This is a genomic window from Arthrobacter sp. MYb221 (assembly GCF_002979835.1).
In the GTDB taxonomy this organism is placed as follows: Bacteria; Actinomycetota; Actinomycetes; order Actinomycetales; family Micrococcaceae; genus Glutamicibacter.
Genome location: NZ_PCPW01000012.1, coordinates 99496 through 118303, shown reverse-complemented (window position 1 = coordinate 118303; position 18808 = coordinate 99496). Strand labels below are relative to the sequence as shown.

General features: G+C 52.9%; 13 protein-coding genes and 1 pseudogene. 2 read left to right on the top strand and 12 right to left on the bottom strand.

Annotated features, from left to right (window positions below):
* Positions 1 to 86: 86 nt before the first annotated feature.
* Positions 87 to 656, top strand: a complete 570-nt coding sequence (locus CQ015_RS14505) for a hypothetical protein (protein ID WP_105650458.1) — start codon at positions 87 to 89, stop codon at positions 654 to 656.
* Between the two features lie 356 nt (positions 657 to 1012).
* Here the strand turns inward: CQ015_RS14505 and CQ015_RS14500 are convergent, their stop codons facing one another.
* The 8 genes and pseudogenes from CQ015_RS14500 to CQ015_RS14465 all read right to left on the bottom strand — a co-directional run.
* Positions 1013 to 2782 carry an ATP-dependent helicase gene (locus CQ015_RS14500; protein ID WP_105650457.1) on the bottom strand — a complete coding sequence of 590 codons (1770 nt, stop codon included), beginning with the start codon at positions 2780 to 2782 and terminating at the stop codon, positions 1013 to 1015.
* Position 2783: 1 nt separating this feature from the next.
* A complete protein-coding gene (locus CQ015_RS14495) occupies positions 2784 to 4715 on the bottom strand; it encodes an ATP-dependent endonuclease (RefSeq protein ID WP_105650456.1) in 1932 nt (643 codons plus the stop codon).
* The gene (locus tag CQ015_RS14490) at positions 4712 to 6118 is read right to left on the bottom strand and encodes a Shedu immune nuclease family protein (RefSeq protein WP_105650455.1); all 1407 of its coding nucleotides are present in this window, start codon (positions 6116 to 6118) and stop codon (positions 4712 to 4714) included. The genes CQ015_RS14495 and CQ015_RS14490 overlap by 4 nt, the downstream gene beginning before the upstream one ends.
* 34 nt (positions 6119 to 6152) lie before the next feature.
* Entirely contained in the window at positions 6153 to 9194 is a 3042-nt protein-coding gene (locus CQ015_RS14485) for a type I restriction endonuclease subunit R (protein ID WP_105650454.1), read from the bottom strand.
* On the bottom strand, positions 9191 to 10033 hold the full coding sequence (locus tag CQ015_RS14480) for a GIY-YIG nuclease family protein (RefSeq protein WP_105650453.1): 843 nt from the start codon (positions 10031 to 10033) through the stop codon (positions 9191 to 9193). Before CQ015_RS14480 ends, CQ015_RS14485 begins: the two co-directional genes overlap by 4 nt.
* The gene (locus CQ015_RS14475; protein WP_105650452.1) at positions 10030 to 11211 is read right to left on the bottom strand and encodes a restriction endonuclease subunit S; all 1182 of its coding nucleotides are present in this window, start codon (positions 11209 to 11211) and stop codon (positions 10030 to 10032) included. The genes CQ015_RS14480 and CQ015_RS14475 overlap by 4 nt, the downstream gene beginning before the upstream one ends.
* Positions 11208 to 12764: a type I restriction-modification system subunit M gene (locus CQ015_RS14470; RefSeq protein WP_105650451.1), complete on the bottom strand. Its 1557-nt coding sequence runs from the start codon at positions 12762 to 12764 to the stop codon at positions 11208 to 11210. Before CQ015_RS14470 ends, CQ015_RS14475 begins: the two co-directional genes overlap by 4 nt.
* Before the next feature lie 240 nt (positions 12765 to 13004).
* Positions 13005 to 13769, bottom strand: a pseudogene (locus CQ015_RS14465) (tRNA (adenosine(37)-N6)-threonylcarbamoyltransferase complex transferase subunit TsaD); the annotation flags it as partial.
* Between CQ015_RS14465 and CQ015_RS19030 the strand changes: the two are divergent.
* Entirely contained in the window at positions 13734 to 14105 is a 372-nt protein-coding gene (locus CQ015_RS19030; protein ID WP_181150434.1) for a fumarylacetoacetate hydrolase family protein, read from the top strand. The pseudogene CQ015_RS14465 and the gene CQ015_RS19030 sit on opposite strands and share 36 nt — an antisense overlap.
* Before the next feature lie 278 nt (positions 14106 to 14383).
* Here the strand turns inward: CQ015_RS19030 and CQ015_RS14460 are convergent, their stop codons facing one another.
* From CQ015_RS14460 to CQ015_RS14445, 4 genes are read right to left on the bottom strand one after another with little or no spacing between them, the layout of a single operon-like run.
* On the bottom strand, positions 14384 to 15976 hold the full coding sequence (locus CQ015_RS14460; protein ID WP_258138563.1) for a glycoside hydrolase family 32 protein: 1593 nt from the start codon (positions 15974 to 15976) through the stop codon (positions 14384 to 14386).
* Positions 15973 to 16920, bottom strand: a complete 948-nt coding sequence (locus tag CQ015_RS14455) for an ABC transporter ATP-binding protein (protein WP_105650449.1) — start codon at positions 16918 to 16920, stop codon at positions 15973 to 15975. The genes CQ015_RS14460 and CQ015_RS14455 overlap by 4 nt, the downstream gene beginning before the upstream one ends.
* A complete protein-coding gene (locus CQ015_RS14450; protein WP_105553110.1) occupies positions 16917 to 17834 on the bottom strand; it encodes an ABC transporter ATP-binding protein in 918 nt (305 codons plus the stop codon). Before CQ015_RS14450 ends, CQ015_RS14455 begins: the two co-directional genes overlap by 4 nt.
* On the bottom strand, positions 17831 to 18805 hold the full coding sequence (locus tag CQ015_RS14445; RefSeq protein WP_105650448.1) for an ABC transporter permease: 975 nt from the start codon (positions 18803 to 18805) through the stop codon (positions 17831 to 17833). The genes CQ015_RS14450 and CQ015_RS14445 overlap by 4 nt, the downstream gene beginning before the upstream one ends.
* Positions 18806 to 18808: the final 3 nt, after the last annotated feature.

Below are 18808 nucleotides of genomic sequence, written 5' to 3'. Positions count from 1 at the left end.
TCTTGTTAATTATATCTCAGGAATGACTGGATTAATAGTGCCGGAGGTGGATTCTTCCCCAGCATTCCGGGGAACTCTAACTATTCATGGGGAGCCGATGTCCAGAGCCCTGGTCCTACGACTGGATCCGCCCCGAGCAGATCGCTTGGTACCGCGAAGCTTCCAAAGCCACCGAAGCACGCTATGGCAATGTCCAGTCCTTGATGTTCTTCCATATCCCTCTCTGGGAACACCACCACATGTGGTACGGCTCCCAGTTCACCTCGAATGATGCCGACCACAAGAAAGCCGTGTCCAAGCACTCCATCGAAGGAGTCAAGAACGAAGGCATCTACGTGGGAGCCTTCAACTCCGGATTGTTCTCTGCATTGCAGGAGCGCGGAGACGTTCGTGGCGTGTACTGCGGCCACGACCACATCAATACCTTCAAGGGCGACTACTACGGTATCGAGCTGGGATATGCCCCAGGCACCGGCTTCGGCACCTACGGCCTGGGCGGTACCGAGAACCACGAACTTCGTGGTGCCAGAGTCTTTGAACTCGATGAGAATAAGGACGGTGTCTACACTGCAACCCGCACCGTGTTCGCCAAGGATCTGGGCATCGACATGAGCGCCAAGGCGCAGCCTATCGACGAACCGCTGCCGATCTCGTAGACCAGATCTTGCAACATCCACGCGACCCGCTGGATTTGCCTTCTCAACAGGATTCAGCGGGCCTCTGACCGTCGACTTACCGTGAATGGTCGAAGGTCTCGCCGAATGCTGAGCTGTGCGTCAACGTTCGATTGCTCCGTGAGGCCACCGACCCACTGGGCGTGGACCTGCACTGCCCAGTGGGTCGCACCCTTTTGCCACACCAACCTCAAAGCCAGTGACCGACAAGGATTGTTACGCACACCTGATTGACCGCGCCCAATGGTGGGGACCCTGTCAGTCAGGATCGAGTGAGACCAGTCCTTCATAGCAACCCCGCCTCACGCCAGACAGTGCACCAAGACGAATCTTCCGAATTACGTGAGCGAAATCTTAACGCGCGCTTCCTGCTCAATGCACCAGTTTGCATCGATATTGTACGACGAAAGTATTCGGCGGAATTGCGTTTGGCTTTTTGGTGGACACGCAATAGCAAGAACTTGCTTGGCGCGGCTCGCCCCCACATAGAAGACACGCAGGGCTTCAGTGGAATCCTTATTTTCCCATTCATCCAGAACACTCGGCTGGCCCTTTCTCACAGAACCGAGTGCTAGCAAGACGGCACCAAATTCTTGACCCTTAACGCTATGGATATGACTTGATGGAAGACTCAAATCGGATGCGTTCTTCAGAGCTTCTTGCCACCATTTCCAATGCTTTACATCAAGTTTTCGCAGCGAAACTTTCAGACTTTTAAGCGGACGAACTAACTTTCCAAAGCTAACCTGTGTCTGATTAATAATGGATGTTCGGGCTATGTCTACGTCCGCCCAATTCGTACTTTGCGCGACTAGTGCAGATCCGAACGACGCGATTTGAGAGTCGGTTATCTCCAGGATTTCACGCTTTTCAGCCATTCGTAGCCCTTGCTCAGTTGGCCCCCATGCAAAAAGATCAAATAGCGAATTCCCAAGTTTCTGGATCTCGCTTCTCCTCGTTCGCGTACTGTTTGAGGTCCGCAAGACGGCGATAGATCGAAGAACACGATAGGTACGATGAGTCCAATCAGATTTATCAACCGCCGTGCCAGCGAGAGCCGCAGCATCTTTCTTCCTGTGCGAGAGGATTATTGAATCGCGAAGCGGTACACCCTCCGATACAAGCAACTCCGTGAAGTGATTTCTTTGAAATTCAACTGATCCGACAAAAACGCTGATCTTCGTCTTGACGTCGTCTTTCACTGCATCAATTGAGCTACTGCCAACCATTCTCAGACTCGAAATAAATTCGCAAATCGCAGGTGTCGATCTGTGGTTGGCCGTCAACTCAACAATGGATCCAGGATCAATATTCTGTCTAAAATGCTGGTAGGACATAGGCGATGCTTGACGAAATTCGTATATAGCTTGATCGGGATCAGCCACAACTACTACGTGGATACCCAGCGATTTCAGCGCGTCAATTATCGCAATTTCTACGTCTGAACAGTCTTGGAATTCATCTACGATGATTTCGTGAAACCTCAATGATAAGCGTTGAAGTAGCCAAGAGCTTTCATCTTCCTTCAGAATCTTCAGCGCTCTCGACCTCGCGCAGTCACTGTCGAAGACGCCATTGGCTTGCAATCTTTTCGCACGGCGAGTTGCCTCAGCTTCAAGATCGGAAGGTGAGAACCCGGCCTTCTCCAGCTGCTTTGCGTAGATGCGGTCACTACCTGGAGCCGCGCTTGGGTACACAAAGGATTCGTCGGATTGGATACGGAAAGATGACATTCTCAAACCCGTTCCGTTGACTGCACCATGTCGGATCATCTCATGGCCATTTCCTAATTCGTCCCACGAGTGCACGTAGTTCGGCCGAGTACCAAACTTTCTAACATGCCAAGGTGTTACGACGAAACGGTGCAGAAACCCATCAAAGGTGCCGACAAAGTTCGGTGGGAGCAGTGTGGTCCCATTCGCCGAAACACGACGCATGGCCTCGTCTGCAGCGGCATTCGTGAATGAAATTAGGGCACGCCCTGCCGCACCTGTTTGCGAGAGAGTGTGCAAACGCTGAACTACAGTGCGAGTTTTCCCGGAGCCAGGTCCAGCCTCAATTAGCTGAATTTGAGGTTGAAGTGCTAGCTGTTGCTCGTCTGTAAGCACGCTATTGTTCCCCCGACTTCTCTATCCCGGCCTCGTCAGTCGTAGCTTCGTCTACTATAAATCGATCTAGGATATCTTCGACCGCTTGTTCTATATAGTTTGGCAAGACTAGGTCTTGTCCGTCGTAAAGCGATTCGGCTACCAGTTGCGAAAAATCTCCCTTGCCAAGATCTAGTCCACCCTTCTTTTGCCTGAGCATACGAGCGAATTCCTTTGAACGAATCTTGGTGTCGTCTTCAAGTTCACTGAACGCATCTTCCCACTTTTTATCTGAACGTGGATGTATTTTCTTGTAAGCATCCTTTAGTAGTTTTTCGTTTTCAGACATCCCAAAAATGTCCGCTTCAAGCGTCGTGAGGCCGTGCCGAACGAACAGTCGGTCTGCGCTGACGTCATTTGCAAACTTCGTCTCGATGCGCTCTTTGCGCGCTTTACCTTGGGATGCACCAGTCTTATCTATGTCTCCGTCCGTCAAGACAACCACGCGGTCTACTCGTGGAAAATCTCCTTTAAGCAGTATGTTCAGGTAGGGGTCAAAATCAACACCATCTATGGGAATATATGCGACCGATGACAGATGTCTCTTGGCCTCTGTACTTTGTGCTCGGGGGTGCCGTCTCGCCACTTCTGGAATAAGGATGGATTCTGCAACACCTTCTACCAAGAAGACGTGTCTTGCGAACAAAAGTGCTGAACGCGTTGCATTGAGGTATCGGTTAATCTTCCGGTAATCCCACTCGTCTAGATCGAGGTCACCTAATGCTGTTGTCTTCGTGCTCCATTGCTCAGGAATATTCAGGCTTGTGCTAGGTACATCTTCATTCCTTACAGTTTGCTTGGTTGATCCGGAGCCAGAAATACTAGCGCTTATGTGTGTCTGGTGGCGCGAAACGACCACAATATCTTCAACATCCACGGAACTCGCCAGCTGCGGCGAATGCGTAGATACTACAACCTGAATTCTTCCAGCCGGTTCAGTAGACGAATCCTCTACATCGACGGCACTCTCTTTGGCTTGTTTCTCTAAATAGTCAAGCAGTACGGATTGTAGCTGCGGATGAAGATGAGCCTCAGGCTCTTCAACAAGCAAGAGGGTGAGATCATAATCTCGTGCGTTCGTCAGCTGTAAAACGATGGTTGCAATGAATACAAGATTTGCATACCCCAATCCTGAAGCGCCTAGTTCTTTTGGATTAATCCCGGCCTCCGTTAGTTGAAGACGCATCATGCCAGCTAGTCGTCGAAGTTCATGTCGGCGGCCATCAAATTGAACTTTATGCTGCCTAGTTGGAGGTGTTATCTGACTAAGGTGAGCTTCAATCTCACTGCGTGCTTTCTCTGGAAGGGAAAGCTTTACAACTCCGTCTACGATCAGGTTTGCTTCATCAACAAATTCCTGACGGGTAACATCATCTCCAGTCGTTAGGACCTTGAGAACTTCTGCCAGACGGTCTCCGCTCCCGCTATCGAGCTCGCGAAAGGCATCACGTAACGGGGGTAAATAAACATGTGCGAGACGCATTCTATTGGAAGGCTCAGCATCTTCAACTTCGATAGAACCAACAGTGTGAGAAGCGCGTTTCCAATAAGGTACGTCGGCTGACGCATTGAACGTATATGTGTATGTAAGGCTCTCATCTTCGTCCACAACTTGCGTCAGAAACGTCGCAAGTTGGCCAGGTGTCAGATTCTCATATCTGAGAGCAATTTTCGAAGCTGTACCTTCAGGTGCGGAATGAGTCAGATCTCGCTCGGGAGCAAAGGATATGCCGCGACCTTCTAGCGCTGATTGTGTGCCTAGCCGAATCGCATCGATAATTGCAGTTTTTCCTGATGCATTTTCACCGACGAGAATAGTGATGTCTTCCGACAGGTCAACTGTCGTTTCGACACAAGATCGAAAATTTTCTACCCTGAGTTGCTTGAGCCTCACGATCTGGCCTCCATAGGCTCATCTACTGTTGTCTCAACGGGAAGGAGAAAATCACGAAGTAGCTTTATCCTCTCCAGAATTTCATCGTAAGTAACAATAGTTACACTTCGCGAATTCGCACGGAAAAGCTCTAGCGACTTTTGCTTTGCCGGGTTGTCGGCGTTCGGTGTTCGTCCAGCAATTACGAAACACGAGACTGCGTACGACTCCAAGTCCCACTGACGCGAACTCTCCTTCAGCCCTGCAAAATTCTTAGTCAGCTGATAAGCCTGATCAAGCACTTGCGTTACGGCGCCGTTCAACTCTTTCGAAGCACCAAAAACGCCTTTTCGATACTCACGTGATTCGAGCAAGTCAGTTGTTGGCTTTTTGATTTCCACGAGGGCCACGTTGTTCGTTAGCGAGTTTTTGAATAGATAGTCTGCAATCTTGTCGCCACTTCCTGAAAATCCTCGGCCACCGACTGACGCACCAGACTGAACACTTACCATCGGCACACCGAACACCTGTTGCAGAGCGAATGCATTGTCGTCAAAGAAAGTCTGCCAGTACTTCTCATTCTTGCTTTGACCTAAAGAATGCGAATAAGTTTCAATGAGCCGGTCGAGACTAACCAGCTCAATATCCCGTTGGAGCTTCTTGAATTTTTCTGGTGCGCTCTTTGCGATCGCCACAGATTCGGAAGTCACCGCACCAATGAGATTATTACGATCGGCATCAGTCAGCTCATCAACTCCGTTAGCTGCCTTCGTTATGATGCGTGAATCACGGAATCTTCCGAGTGATAACTCAACCGTTGAAATATTAAGTTCCTTGGCTAGTTCATTATGAACGAAGAAGTCTTTCACTCGTCCGGTAGCGCGGCTTCCACGGCCACCTATCCGATTAATCTCGCTCAAGATAGCCGCGAATCTCGACTCTCCAAGAATGAAAGTTGTGTCGTCGATTCTTGCCCCATCACCGTCCGTAAAAGAGATCTCATCGCAGGATGTCTTATCTTCAATCAGTCGTATAAGGCGATTACAGTCCTTGAGTAGTCCCAGTCCATACGTGAAATCCTTCACGAATCCCGACGGTAGTGTTGCAAAAATGAACTCAAGTTCTGCATCTTCGGCATAGTCTTCCAGTGCCGAAGTTCTATAAGTGAGCGTATGTATTTTGTCGTATTTAGGACCCAAATATCCCGCGGTGCCTGCCAGCGTGTTAATTGGGTAGATCTTGATGATTCCCAAACTAGGATCAAACTCCGCAAGCTTTATTCCTTTGGAGAGGAGTTTTGCTGCGGCTGAGTTTTCCGGCGGTTTCTGGGTCGGCGTATAGAATGCTTGAAATCGGCGACTATCGCTAACAGGGCGGAGCTCCATTGTTGCGGTTCCTGCCTGGTTGTTGCCAAACTCGGCCATGATTATATGCACTCCTTTATGCGCAAACTGTCTGTCATCTGCCAGCCCCTGAATCTAGCCCAAAGAACCGCTCAAAAAAGGCGGTTAGTCTTTCAATCACACGACGTTTCTTTTCACCATGATTCTTCTCTTTCGAGAACCGAGACACTGGTGGAAGAATCTTCGTGACTTCAGTCCCTGTCGTGCGCAGCACTCCATCGGTAAACGCCAAGTCAACAAATCCGACGGTCTGCTCTCGCTTCAGATTCTCCGAAGCTATGATCTCATCAAGCTCACTCTCACGTCGTGCCTGAACATACGCACGCCATTCGTCCTCGACGGTGCCATCCACTGAGACAGAGTCCACGAAATTTTCGATGAGGTCCTTCTTGTTACGAAGGGAAGGGCTAGAGTCAATCGCGCGCGAGATCCCCGCACGCAGTTCCTTGTCATCGCCGTCGCCACGTTCTTCTCGGTACTTCTGTACGAGTAGCAGAATGTAGTCAACGTTGATTTCGACCTGTTTGATCAGCTCGATCTCGAACACCAGATCACTGGTGATCTGTTCCTTCTCACCGGAATCCTGTTTCTTCCGCTGATTCCAAAGATCCAGATATACCGACTGGTAGTCTTGTGCCTGGCGCTCCGAGAGGATCTCGTTTCCGGCAAACTCGTCAAACGAGGTCAAGATGTTCTTCAGTCGGAGAATCTCGCCATACAGCTTGATGAATTCGTTCTGCCCAGCTTCACTCTCGATTACCTGGCCGGGAACGAACTTCTCCAGTAGGTCCGAGACCTTCTGCGCGTATTCGTCGTAGTACTCCCGGTACGGGCGTAGCAACACAATCCCGGCCGCGTCCTTATTACCGAAGAGGGCAATCGCGTCGTTCGTTGCTTCTTCCAGATCACGGAAGTTCACGATATTCCCGTAGCTCTTCACTGAGTTCAGGATACGGTTCGTGCGTGAGTACGCTTGAATCAGCCCGTGGGAGCGCAAGTTCTTATCCACCCACAGAGTATTCAATGTGGTCGCGTCAAAACCAGTGAGGAACATGTTCACCACAATGACCATATCTAGATCACGATTCTTGAGCCGAAGCGATAAATCTTTGTAGTAGTTCTGGAAGCTATCCGAACTCGTATCGTAGCTCTGACCAAACATCTTGTTGTAGTCGGCAATCGCCGTTTCCAAGAACGAGCGGGAGTCTCCCGAAAGATTCTCTGTTTCAAACCCTTCTTCTTCCAGCACTCCGTCCTCGGAGTCTGGATTCGGGGCGTAGGAGAAGATCGTGGCGATCTTCAGCCTGCGATCAGGTGTCAGGTCAGCTTGTTGGCGCTTGAACTCGTTATAGTACGTCCTTGCAGCCGTAATCGATGCCGTGGCAAAAAGGGAGTTGAACCCACGAACACGCTTCTCCCCCAGCGCATAACCAACGGATCGCTTCGTCTTTTGATCGAAGTGCTCCAAGATGTATGAGGCCACTTGGGCCACCCGCACAGGCGACAGCAAAGCGTTCTCTGTGTCGATCGATGACACTTGCTTGTCGATGACCGAGCCAACCTTCATCGTATTCACATAATCAATACGGAAGGGAAGAACGTTCTGATCGGTGATCGCGTCCTTGATCGTATAGGTATGGAGCTTTTCTCCAAAGGCCTGGGCGGTGGTCTTCAACTGCGGGTTGCCACCACTGCCAGAGTTCTCAGCAAAAATCGGGGTACCGGTAAACCCGAATAGGTTGTACCGCTTGAACGCCTTCGTAATGGCCGTGTGCATGTCGCCAAACTGGGAGCGGTGGCACTCGTCGAAGATCAGCACAATATGGTCTGAGTAGATCTCATGACCCTTGTTCTTTGCGATAAAGGTTGACAGCTTCTGGATCGTCGTAATGATGATCCTCTTCGAAGTATCCTCCAGCTGCCGCTTCAACACTGCCGTCGAATTGTTCGAGTTAGCCGAGCCCTTTTCGAACCGGTCATACTCCTTCATCGTTTGGTAGTCCAGATCCTTACGGTCAACGACGAACAGTACCTTGTCGACGCTTTCCAGACGAGACGCGAGCTGCGCAGCTTTGAAACTGGTCAACGTCTTGCCAGAGCCAGTCGTATGCCAGACGTAACCGCCCGCTTCCTGAGCGCCAAGCGTCTTGTAATTCGTGGAGATGTCGATCTTCTGCAAGATCTTCTCGGTCGCCACAATCTGGTACGGACGCATCACCAACAGCAGTCGGTCACTCGTGAGCACGCAGTAGCGGGTGAGGATATTCAGCAGTGTGTGCTTGGCGAAGAAGGTCTTGCCAAAGGCAGTCAGATCAAGAATCGGCTTATTCTGCGCGTCAGCCCACCACGACGTGAATTCGAAGCTATTGGACGTCTTCGATTTCTTCTTCATACCCGTCGCACCAGCAACATGCTGACGACGAGTTGTGTTCGAATAATACTTCGTTTGCGTACCGTTGCTGATCACAAACAGCTGCACATACTCGAACAGGCCAGAGCCAGCCCAGAAGCTATCTCGCTGATACCTGTCAATCTGGTTGAAGGCTTCACGAATCGGCACGCCGCGGCGCTTCAACTCGATATGTACCATCGGCAACCCATTGACCAGAACGGTCACGTCATACCGGTTCGAGAAGCTTGCGCCACCCTCACCACGATCCACCGCATACTGGTTGATCACCTGCAAACGGTTGTTGTGAATGTTCTGCTTATCCAGCAGGGTGATGTTCTTCGTCGTGCCATCATCACGGGTCAGTAGCTGGACGTGGTCTTCTTGGATACGCACCGTCTTTTCGACGATCCCGTCCCCGGTGCTGGCGATCCGTTCTTTGAAGAACCGTTGCCACTCCTCGTCCGTGAAGGTGAAGCGATTCAGGGCCTCGAGCTGAGTTCGAAGATTCGTGACGAGGTGTTCTTCACTCGTCAGCTCCACATACTCGTAAGCTTGGCCTTCTAATAGGCGAATAAATTCACGTTCCAGCTGTGCTTCCGACTGGTACGAAGTTTCTTTTGACGGATCGGCATCATAGACCGAAACGACAGTGCTCTCGTTGCTTACTGCGATAGTGTCGTATTTACGTGCCTGCGCTTCGATCATTTTTCTGCCTCCTCCGCTTGTTGTATTAGCCATTGTTGTCGCAACGTATCGAGCGGCGGACCGGACTGACTGCCCACCTTCCATGTCATCCAGCCGTTAGAGGATTGCAATTCTAGGGCTTTTGCGGCTGCGGTGCTCGGGGATTTATAGGAAACACTGCGAACGATAATCTCTCCGTCCGCGGTGACGCTGCCTTCGGCTTCCTTGCCCGCTTGACTTAAGAAAAGTGAGTGGCCCGCCTGAAGCAGTCCGCTAGACACCAAATCGGCAACGGTCACTGTCTTATATGGCTTGTTAGATGGCACTGGCGCAGATGAAGGTTGTTCGTCTTCGGTCAGTGTTTGAGGATTACTCCGGCTAATATCCAGACCAGCTAGACGCAGGGCACCGAGGATGCTTTTCACGAAAGCATCCAGGGAGATCATCATGTGCTTTGGCAACGTCTCGTCACCGCTCGTCTGGCCTTCAATGACCGTGATCTGGTGCAAGGCGTTCAGTTCGGCCGCAATGCGGCCTTCCAAGTACCCGATTTCGGCCGTGTTGAACCCAGCGGTCGTATCGCGCTTAACCGCAAGAGCCCGACTCCAAGGAAGCTTTTCCTTGTTGTTGTGCTGCAGCAAACGGCCACGCAGTTTGCGTGCTTGCCCTACATACACTCGATTCGATCCGTCGTTTGTCATCAGGACATACACGCCAGGCGCGTCCCAGTCGCTAGAAGGCAGTGATGCCCAGTGTCGCCGATCAAAATACGCCACACGCAGAGCGTGCTCGACAAAGTCAGCAATGATCGGCGCTTCAGTATCCGAAGGGATCTGCACGTTCACCGGAGTCGTACTCATGATGCAGACTCCAACTTCTTGAAGGTCAGAAGTTCGTCGCGGTAATACTCGTACTGCTGACGACGCGCAGCCAACTCCGCAGGCAAACCAACGCTCAGGTCGTTTACGAGGGCGTCGAACCTATCGAGAATATCAACGATGTTCTGTTGTTCTTCCAACGGCGGAAGAGCTACTGGATATTTCAGAAACATCGGCCTTCGCAGAGAAGTAACTGAAGCATGTACAGATGTACGCTCTAGATACCGAGAAAAATCGGCCCGCAAATAATGGTAAAGATAACGAGGAACAACATTTGCGAAAGGCACGATTCGGTAAGCTCGCTGGTGTAGCGCATACTTTCCTGATGCAAAATGAAAGACTTTTCCCACACCTACACCATCGCCTGCAGTGATGATGGCATCTTCATCAAAATCATAAGTATCCAGCCGAAGTGGCTCACGGCCACGTGCGTAGAAGACAAACTTACCTTCAGAAAGCGCGTCTTTGGTGTCGTGGTTCCCAGTACCAATGGTGGAGATATCACCAAGAGAAACTTTATCAGCTTGGTTAGTATCGACCATTAACTGGCTGCGAAAATAGTTATACTGGTGCTTCCGAGCTTCCAGCTCCGCTTCCAGCTCCGCTTCCAGCTCCGCTTCCATTTTACTAAAAGTATCAAGGATATCAGCGATATGACGCTGAATTTCAAAGGATGGAACAGGAATAATTATTTTCGCCAACTGCTTTGCGGAGACATCAATTACTTTTGTTCCGGTCGCAAGCTTTTTCTTTTGAAAATAAAAATCAGGGGTTTGGAACCAGTATGCTAGGAATCGAGAATCGAATTCATGCTTTATGACCGTTGCGTGACCGCCGGTTACAATCTGATCATTACCGAGCCATGCGACCGCTTTACCGACGTCATCCAGATTTTCACTGGTGTTAGTGATAATGATGTCCCCAGGATCCGACTTAGTAAGCTTCTTCGCGTCCTCTTCAGTAACAAATGAGAAGGTTTCAGTCGCACTCGTGCCGTACCGGGTATAGATTTGCCCATAATGAATGGCTCCAACGCCAGATTCAGTCAGCATAGTCTTGGGCATGCCATTTCCACGAAGGAGTGTGGCAATATCTCCGAGCTTTCTGTGGGGAACCCCGTTCGGATAATGCTCCGTCAGCAGCTGGTCTAGTTCGCTCATTTCGCGATCTCCAAATCTGCCACAATCGCATCAATCGACCTGCGCAGCTCAGCTTGCCGAGCAACAATCTGTTCGATCCGGGCATTCAACTCAGTTATATCGATGACTTCACGAGTATCCTCAGCCTCAACGTACGAAGATACCGCAATGTTGTAGTCATTTGCCGCGATATCACTGTTGTCAACGAGTCTTGCGAAATGCTCTGATGATTCACGATTCATGAACGTATCAAGCAAGACCTGCTGATTGGCTTCACTCAGCTTATTTTTATTGCCTCCGCGCACGAACTCAGCCGAACCGTCAATAAATAGCACGTCATTGGTCTTCTTCGACTTCTTCAGCACGATAATGCAAGTGCCAATCGTGGTACCAAAGAACAGATCAGAAGGAAGCTGAATCACCGTATCAACGTAATTATTGTCGATCAGGTACTTACGGATCTTTTGCTCAGCGCCGCCACGGTAGAGCACGCCAGGGAACTCAACAATCGCTGCCGTACCGTTAGTCGCCAACCAGTGCAGCATATGCATCGTGAAAGCAAGGTCTGCCTTCGACTTAGGTGCCAGCACACCAGCCGGCGCATAGCGTGGATCGTTGATCAAGATTGGGTTAGCGTCACCCTCCCACTTGATCGAATAAGGCGGGTTAGAGACGATCGCTTCAAACGGCTCATCGTCCCAGTGGTGCGGTTCCAGTAGCGTGTCGCCCAGGGCCAGATCAAAGTTCTCGTAGTTCACATCGTGCAAGAACATATTGATACGAGCAAGGTTATACGTGGTGAGATTGATTTCCTGACCATAGAACCCACCCACGTTCTCTTTGCCAAGTACCTTGGCAAACTTGAGCAGGAGTGAACCCGAACCAGCCGCTGGGTCATACACCTTGTTCACTCGCGTCTTACCAACGGTGGTGATCTTTGCTAGCAGCTCAGAGACTTCCTGCGGGGTGTAATACTCGCCGCCAGATTTACCGGCACTGGATGCGTACATCTGCATCAGGTACTCGTACGCATCACCAAATAGGTCAATGGAATTGTCTGAGAATTTGCCGCCCAAAGGGAGGTCACCGATCGCGTCCAGAAGCTTGACCATCTTGGCGTTACGCTTGGCTACTGAATTGCCGAGCTTGCTGCTGTTCACGTTCAGATCATCGAAGAGGCCCTTGAGGTCGTCTTCACTGTCGCTGCCTCTTGCTGAGCCTTCGATATCGCGGAAAATACTCTCAAGCGATTCATTGAGGTTCTCATCCTGAGGTGCGCGCTTGCGAACGTTCTCGAATAGTTCCGAAGGGCGAACGAAGAAGCCTTTTTCGTTGACAATTTCCTCACGAGCGAATTCAGCTTCATCATCAGAAAGCTGTGCGAAATCAAACTCAGCGTTGCCTGCCTCGTGCTCGCCGGCATTGATGTAACTGGTGAGGTTTTCGGAGATGAATCGGTAGAAAAGTATGCCCAGGACGTACGATTTGAAGTCCCAGCCGTCCACCGAACCGCGAAGATCGTTGGCTACTTGCCAGATAGTTTTGTGCAGTTCTGCTCGCTGCTGTTCCTTCACAATGACAACCTTCAGCTTTCTGTCTTTAATTGTGGTGTTTTCTCGCGCTTGATTAATAGCAACGATACCCCAACCGTGGGACAGTTTTCACTGGTCAGACGTACGTATAATCGATCAGATTCTTCCTCGGTGGTGAACTAAGCAACCAATTAATTGGCGTCAAAAACGTGCCTACTACGGAGATTGAATTGCCCGTAGACAGACACGTTTTCCAGAATCTAAATCGTTAAAATAAACCTGCTAGCCCAGAACAATTCGGGTAACAGGCTGCGACGAATCCGTCGCGAAGTCCAGGCCCTGAGGAGCCACGCCGTCGGTCACGAGTTGCGCTCCGAGAGCAGCGACCATGCCCCCCCTGTTATCCGTGCACAGCGAGAACGGCGGAACCACTAACGTGATGCCAGCCGAAACACAACGCGCGGCCAACAGCTCGCGCAGACGCGTATTCGCCGCAACTCCCCCACCCAACAGCAAAGTCTTCAATCCATGCTCCTGCATAGCTCGCACAGCCTTGGACGTAATCACGTCCACCACCGCTTCCTGGAAAGAAGCGGAAATATCCGCCACCGGGATCGGCTCCCCCGCCGCTTCGAAATGCTCAACGCAGCGAGCCACGGCGGTCTTCAAACCGGAGAAGGAGAAATTGTTCCGGTGCTTGCCCGGTTCTTCGGCGGAGCCCACGAACTTCGGCAGCGACAGCCCGCGCGGGAAACGGAACGCCTCTCTATCTCCGTCCTTGGCGGCCTTATCGATGGCCGGTCCACCCGGATAGCCCAGACCCAGCAAGCGGGCGGTCTTGTCATAGGCCTCGCCGGCCGCATCATCGATGGTCGCACCAAGCAGCTGCACATCGTTGGTCAACGAGGTGACCTTCAGAATTTCGGTATGTCCACCGGAGACCAGCAGTGCTCCGAAGGTCGGTGGAAGCACGGTACCTTCAAGCACGCCGACACCCACGTGCGTCACCTAGTGGTTGATGCCGTACAGCGGTTTGCCGGTAGCCAACTCTGGACTATTTTCGATTCCCCGGTCTCCACGCCAGCTGCTACCAAAATCGATGCTGCGCTTGCCGACTGGGAAATCAGCGTTGTCCATTGCGGAGAACCACGAGTCCCTGCAACAACCAAGGCTTTAGATTGGGAGGATGGAAGACATCTTGGTTTTTCTCAGTGGTTCATGACTCTGCAACACGGTGACGTCATTCTGACTGGCTTCCCCGGGCAATGCCGCCGGCTCACCCATGGTGACGAATTCAGTTGCCGAGTGTGGGGTAATGCTGAACTGAAAACTCCGGTAATCCCAACGACAAAACTTGCTTCACAAATGATCAACTGGGCATAAAGTGGCTGATTCCTCTCGAACTATCCTATTCAGGACTTCACCGAACTTATTGGGACTCTGTTGAACCGTGACCTGATGCCAGCACTCTTTATGGCGGAAAAATCCTCAGCGCGATTCGTAAACGCCTGTCACATCCCATTGCGCTGCCAGCCAGGAACTCCTCTTTGCGCCAGGAAAAGTAGGGTTGGCCCGGGGGAAGCAAGGTTCCCCGGGCCATCACCGGGTTTCGGGAACTGGCCTAGCACCATACCAGGCTTGCCCGAGCCCCCGACTAACTTCTAAGCGAATGCCAGCTTGCGCACGGTGAGGTTCTTGTACGTTGCCGTCCCGCCCGAAACGAACAATTTGATCCCGGAATCCGAAGCCAGCGGGAATACCCGGTGCGAGTGGACGATCCTGCCGTCCCCCAAGAACACCTCGACGCTGGAGCGGTCCACCAGGATGCGTACCTTGAGTCTTCCGCTTGGTGCCTCTATTGGGCTCTTGGTTTCGCTCTTATCCCCGGGGTGGAAGCTTGGTTTGCGGTTCACGTAGGCGAACCCTCCGGCCAGATAGATTCCGGTGGCCACGTGACGCGTGCCGGTTTTTGCCCGGCATAGCTCAAATCCCACGTTCTCCGGCGGGCTAGCCGGATCCCAGCTCAATTCGCATTCCAGCTCATAAGCGCTGCTAGAGAAACCCAGGACGTAGTCCCCAGATACCACCGGGCTGCCTAGACTTTTAGCCGGACCGGCCAGCTTGTCCAACTGCTTTACCGGAAGCGAGGCGAGGTAGTAGCCTTCAGCACCGGCGATCATTCGCACCTCGCGCACAATCATGTCATCACCGTTATAGCCATCTGTGGCCATGCTTGGGGCATTGTGTGGGTAATCCCAGAAGTTGTTCCACCCAATGACACGGCGCAGTTCAGGATTTTCACTCCCGTCGACATGATGGTCCGGATAGGTCACCGCACCATAGAAGTCAAAGCCCCAGTCAAGCCATTGCGGATCATCTTCCTTGGTGGTGAAGGCCTTTCCATCAAAGTCGCCCACCCAGTATGCGTAGGTGGCGGGCAGATCACGTGGCTTGCCATTGGCGCTGGTGCCAAGCACCCAATGATTGGTTCCGTCAGAAGCCTGGATCTGGAACAGGTCCGGGCATTCGAGGGTGCCCAAGGTGGTGCGTACAAATTCGCTGGTTCTTTTCCACCGCTTCAGGTTCACCGAGGTATACAACCCAATCCGGTCCCCCTCAGCATTAAGCATGACCCACTGTGAGCTTTGCTCATGCCAGATGATCTTCGGGTCCCGGAAGGCTTCCACGCCCGGGTTAGCCAGTACCGGCTTGGTTCCACCGGGCTTGAAGCTGCGTCCCTTATCGGTGGAGTACCAGAGGTACTGCGCTTGCACCCCGCCCGGTGCCTGGGTGACCAGAGCAATCAACGCGCCTTCCCCGTAGCCCGCGGTGTTCTTTTCGTCGATGACAATCGAGCCGGACCAGCAATCCCCGTTAGGGCTTTCATGCTTGCTGATGGCTACTCCGTGGTCGGTGAAGTTCACGTGGTCCGTGGTGGTCGCCAAGCGCCAGCTCGTACCGCTGCCACCGAGAATGTAGTCCTCGTTGTAAAGGTAGTAGTACAGGTATTCACCGTCCAGATACACCGGACGCTGCGGGTCATTCTTCCAATTATCCGGAACGCTAAAGTGATAACTGGGACGGTAGCTCATCGCAGCAGAAGCCTTCTTATCATTTTTCCCCCGTTTTGCAGGGGCCGCAAAGGCTGCCCCAGCGCCTAGTCCTGCCAGTGTCAATGCAGTGGCCGAGGTCAGGGTCGCAACGACGCTTCGTCTGGACGGCCCGCCAATGGCCATGTCTTTTTCTGGGCTCATGTCATTTCGCTTTCGTCCGCCAACACCCAGTGCTGGCTTGATTCATCGATAACGTGCTTTTGCAGGTTGGCGCTGGTGGACCAGCGCTGGATTTGTTCGCGTAAGGCCGCGCGCTTTGGTGCGTCGAGGCTACTGTCTCGGTCAGGGTCAGGCACCGCACCCACGAGCAGCTGAGTATATGGATGGCTCGGGTTATCCAGCAGTTGCACGGATTCTCCTGATTCCACGATTCGCCCCTCGTTGAGCACGGCAATTCGGTCCGAGAGGTAACGGGCCGAAGCCAGATCGTGGGTGACGTACAAGATGGTGATCCCATGCTCGTCACGCAGCTTATGCAGCAGGTTCAACACACCAATGCGCACCGAGACATCTAGCATTGAAGTCGGTTCGTCGGCCAGAATGATGCTCGGCTTGGCCGCCAGCACACGGGCAATGGCGATGCGCTGACGCTGTCCCCCAGAGAGCTCATGCGGGAAGGAAGAGAGCACATCCGGGCTAAGGCCCACGGTACTCACCAGCTTTGCCATTTCACTGCGCTTTGATTTAATTTCTGGCTGGTGCAGAGCCAATGCACGTTCTAAGATATGCTCCACGCGGAAGGTAGGATTCAGCGAACCGAATGGGTCTTGGAAGACCATCTGCACTTCGCTGCGGTACTTGCGCACCGCTGCCCCCTTCAGCCCCGCAATGTCTTTTCCATTAACCAGAACCTCGCCGGAATCCGGAGTTTCAAGCAGAGCAAGACAACGGGCCAGCGTTGACTTGCCGGATCCCGACTCCCCAACCAGTGCCACGATTTCCCCGCGTTGCATCTCCAGATCGATATCCCGCAAGGCAGGAATTTTCTTTCGACTAAACAGCGCCGAGCCGGTGAACGATTTGCTCAGCGAACGGATTCGCACGGCCGGGCCCACTGCGGTCCGTAGGGTAGCAGTTGAAGTCATAGCAGTTCTCCTTGCGACAGCACAGGCTGATCCGAGGGAGCCACCCAATGGCCCTCGCCGGTGTCTTCCAGATCCTGGATGTTGGTGAATTTGGTGCCTTCGGCCAGCCCTGTGAGCTTAACCCGTGGGCCATGCAGAGGTGGGAAAGCTCCCAGCAGCGCTTGAGTATAGGGGTGCCGAGAACCATGTCGCAGCGTTGTCGCCGGAGCCAGCTCCACAATACGACCGCCATACATGATGCCAATACGGTCAGAAAGTTCAAGCATCAACGACATGTCGTGGGTGATGAACAGAATCGCGAAGCCGAGTTCTTTTTGCAGTTCACGGATCTGCTCCAAGATCTCCTGCTGAACCACCACATCTAGCGCAGTAGTAGGTTCATCAAGGATCAACAGCCGCGGGTTCAAAGCACAGGCCATGGCGATGACAATGCGTTGGCGCTGGCCTCCGGAAAGCTGGTGCGGGTAAGCGCGCAACCGTACCGGATCGATGCGCACCATCTTAAGCAGTTCGTGGGCACGATGCAGCGCGGCCGCCCGGGTACCGCCACGGTGGGTGCGGATCACGTCGATGAATTGCTCACCGATACGGGTGACCGGGTTCAGGGAGTTCATGGCCGACTGGAACACCATGGCCACGTTATTCCAACGCCAGGCGCGCAACGCTGCCTCATCCATGCCCAGCACATCGGTCCCGTCAAAGAGGACTTTGCCGTTGCTGATCCGGGCAGGGTCTTTGAGCAGACGCATGATCGAGTTCGCGATCGTGGACTTGCCGCAGCCGGACTCACCGGCCAGGCCAAAGATCTCACCGGAATGGATGGTGAAGCTGACCCGGTCCGCACCGCGAACTGCACGCTCGTCGCTGACGTATTCGACGGTCAGGTCCTGAACTTCCAATACCGGGACGCTCATTTTTCTTCCTTTCGCGCCACGGTGGTCGCCGCGGTGCTCTTCGTTGCATGCTTTGGCCGGCGCAGGCGCGGGTTGGTAATCTCATCTACCGCGTAGTTGCACAACGCCAAGGCGAAGGCCACCAACGCAATAGCCAGACCCGATGGAACAAAAATCCACCACTGTCCGAGCATCAGCGAACCATCGCTGGTAGCCCAGAACAGGTTGGTACCCCAGGAGAGTGTGTTTACGTCTCCCAGACCCAGGAATTCGAGCCCGGCCTGGGCACCAATGGAACCGATGATGCAGCCCAGCAGAGTGGTCATGACCACCGAGGCCATATTTGGCAAGATCTCGCGCACCATTATGCGCAGTGGACGTTCACCGGATACCTGAGCGGCCGCCACATAATCTTTGCCCCGAATGGACATGGCTTGAGATCGCATGACGCGGGCGCTACCGGCCCAACCGGTAATCACCAGCACCACGATGACCGTTCCAAGACCCGGCGGCATGAATGCTGCCAGGATGACCAACAACGGCAGACCCGGAACCAGCAGGAACACGTTGGTCACCAGCGAGAGCGCCTCGTCCAGACCACGGCCGAAGTACGCACCGCTCAAACCGATCAGCACGCCAATCACGGTGGACAAGATACCAGCGGCAAAGCCGACAAATAGCGAGGAGCGCGCTCCCCACAAGGTCAAACCAAGGACGTCTTGGCCCTTAGTGGTGGTGCCCAGCCAGTGTTCCAGACTCGGCGCGGCGGCACCGGCAGAGGTGATGCGCGCCGGATCTCCCGGGAAGAACACCGGGGCCAGCAGGGCCAGCGCAATGAACACTACAATGATGCTCAGCCCAGCCACCGCCTTGCCGTTGCGCAGCAAGGTTCGCAGCAGGCGTGTGGCACCCAGCCGAGCGCGATCCGTGGCGCTTTCTGCCGCCGGGTCCTCGGGAATCAAGGTCAGGGAATCTGTGGTTATCTGGCTCATGAG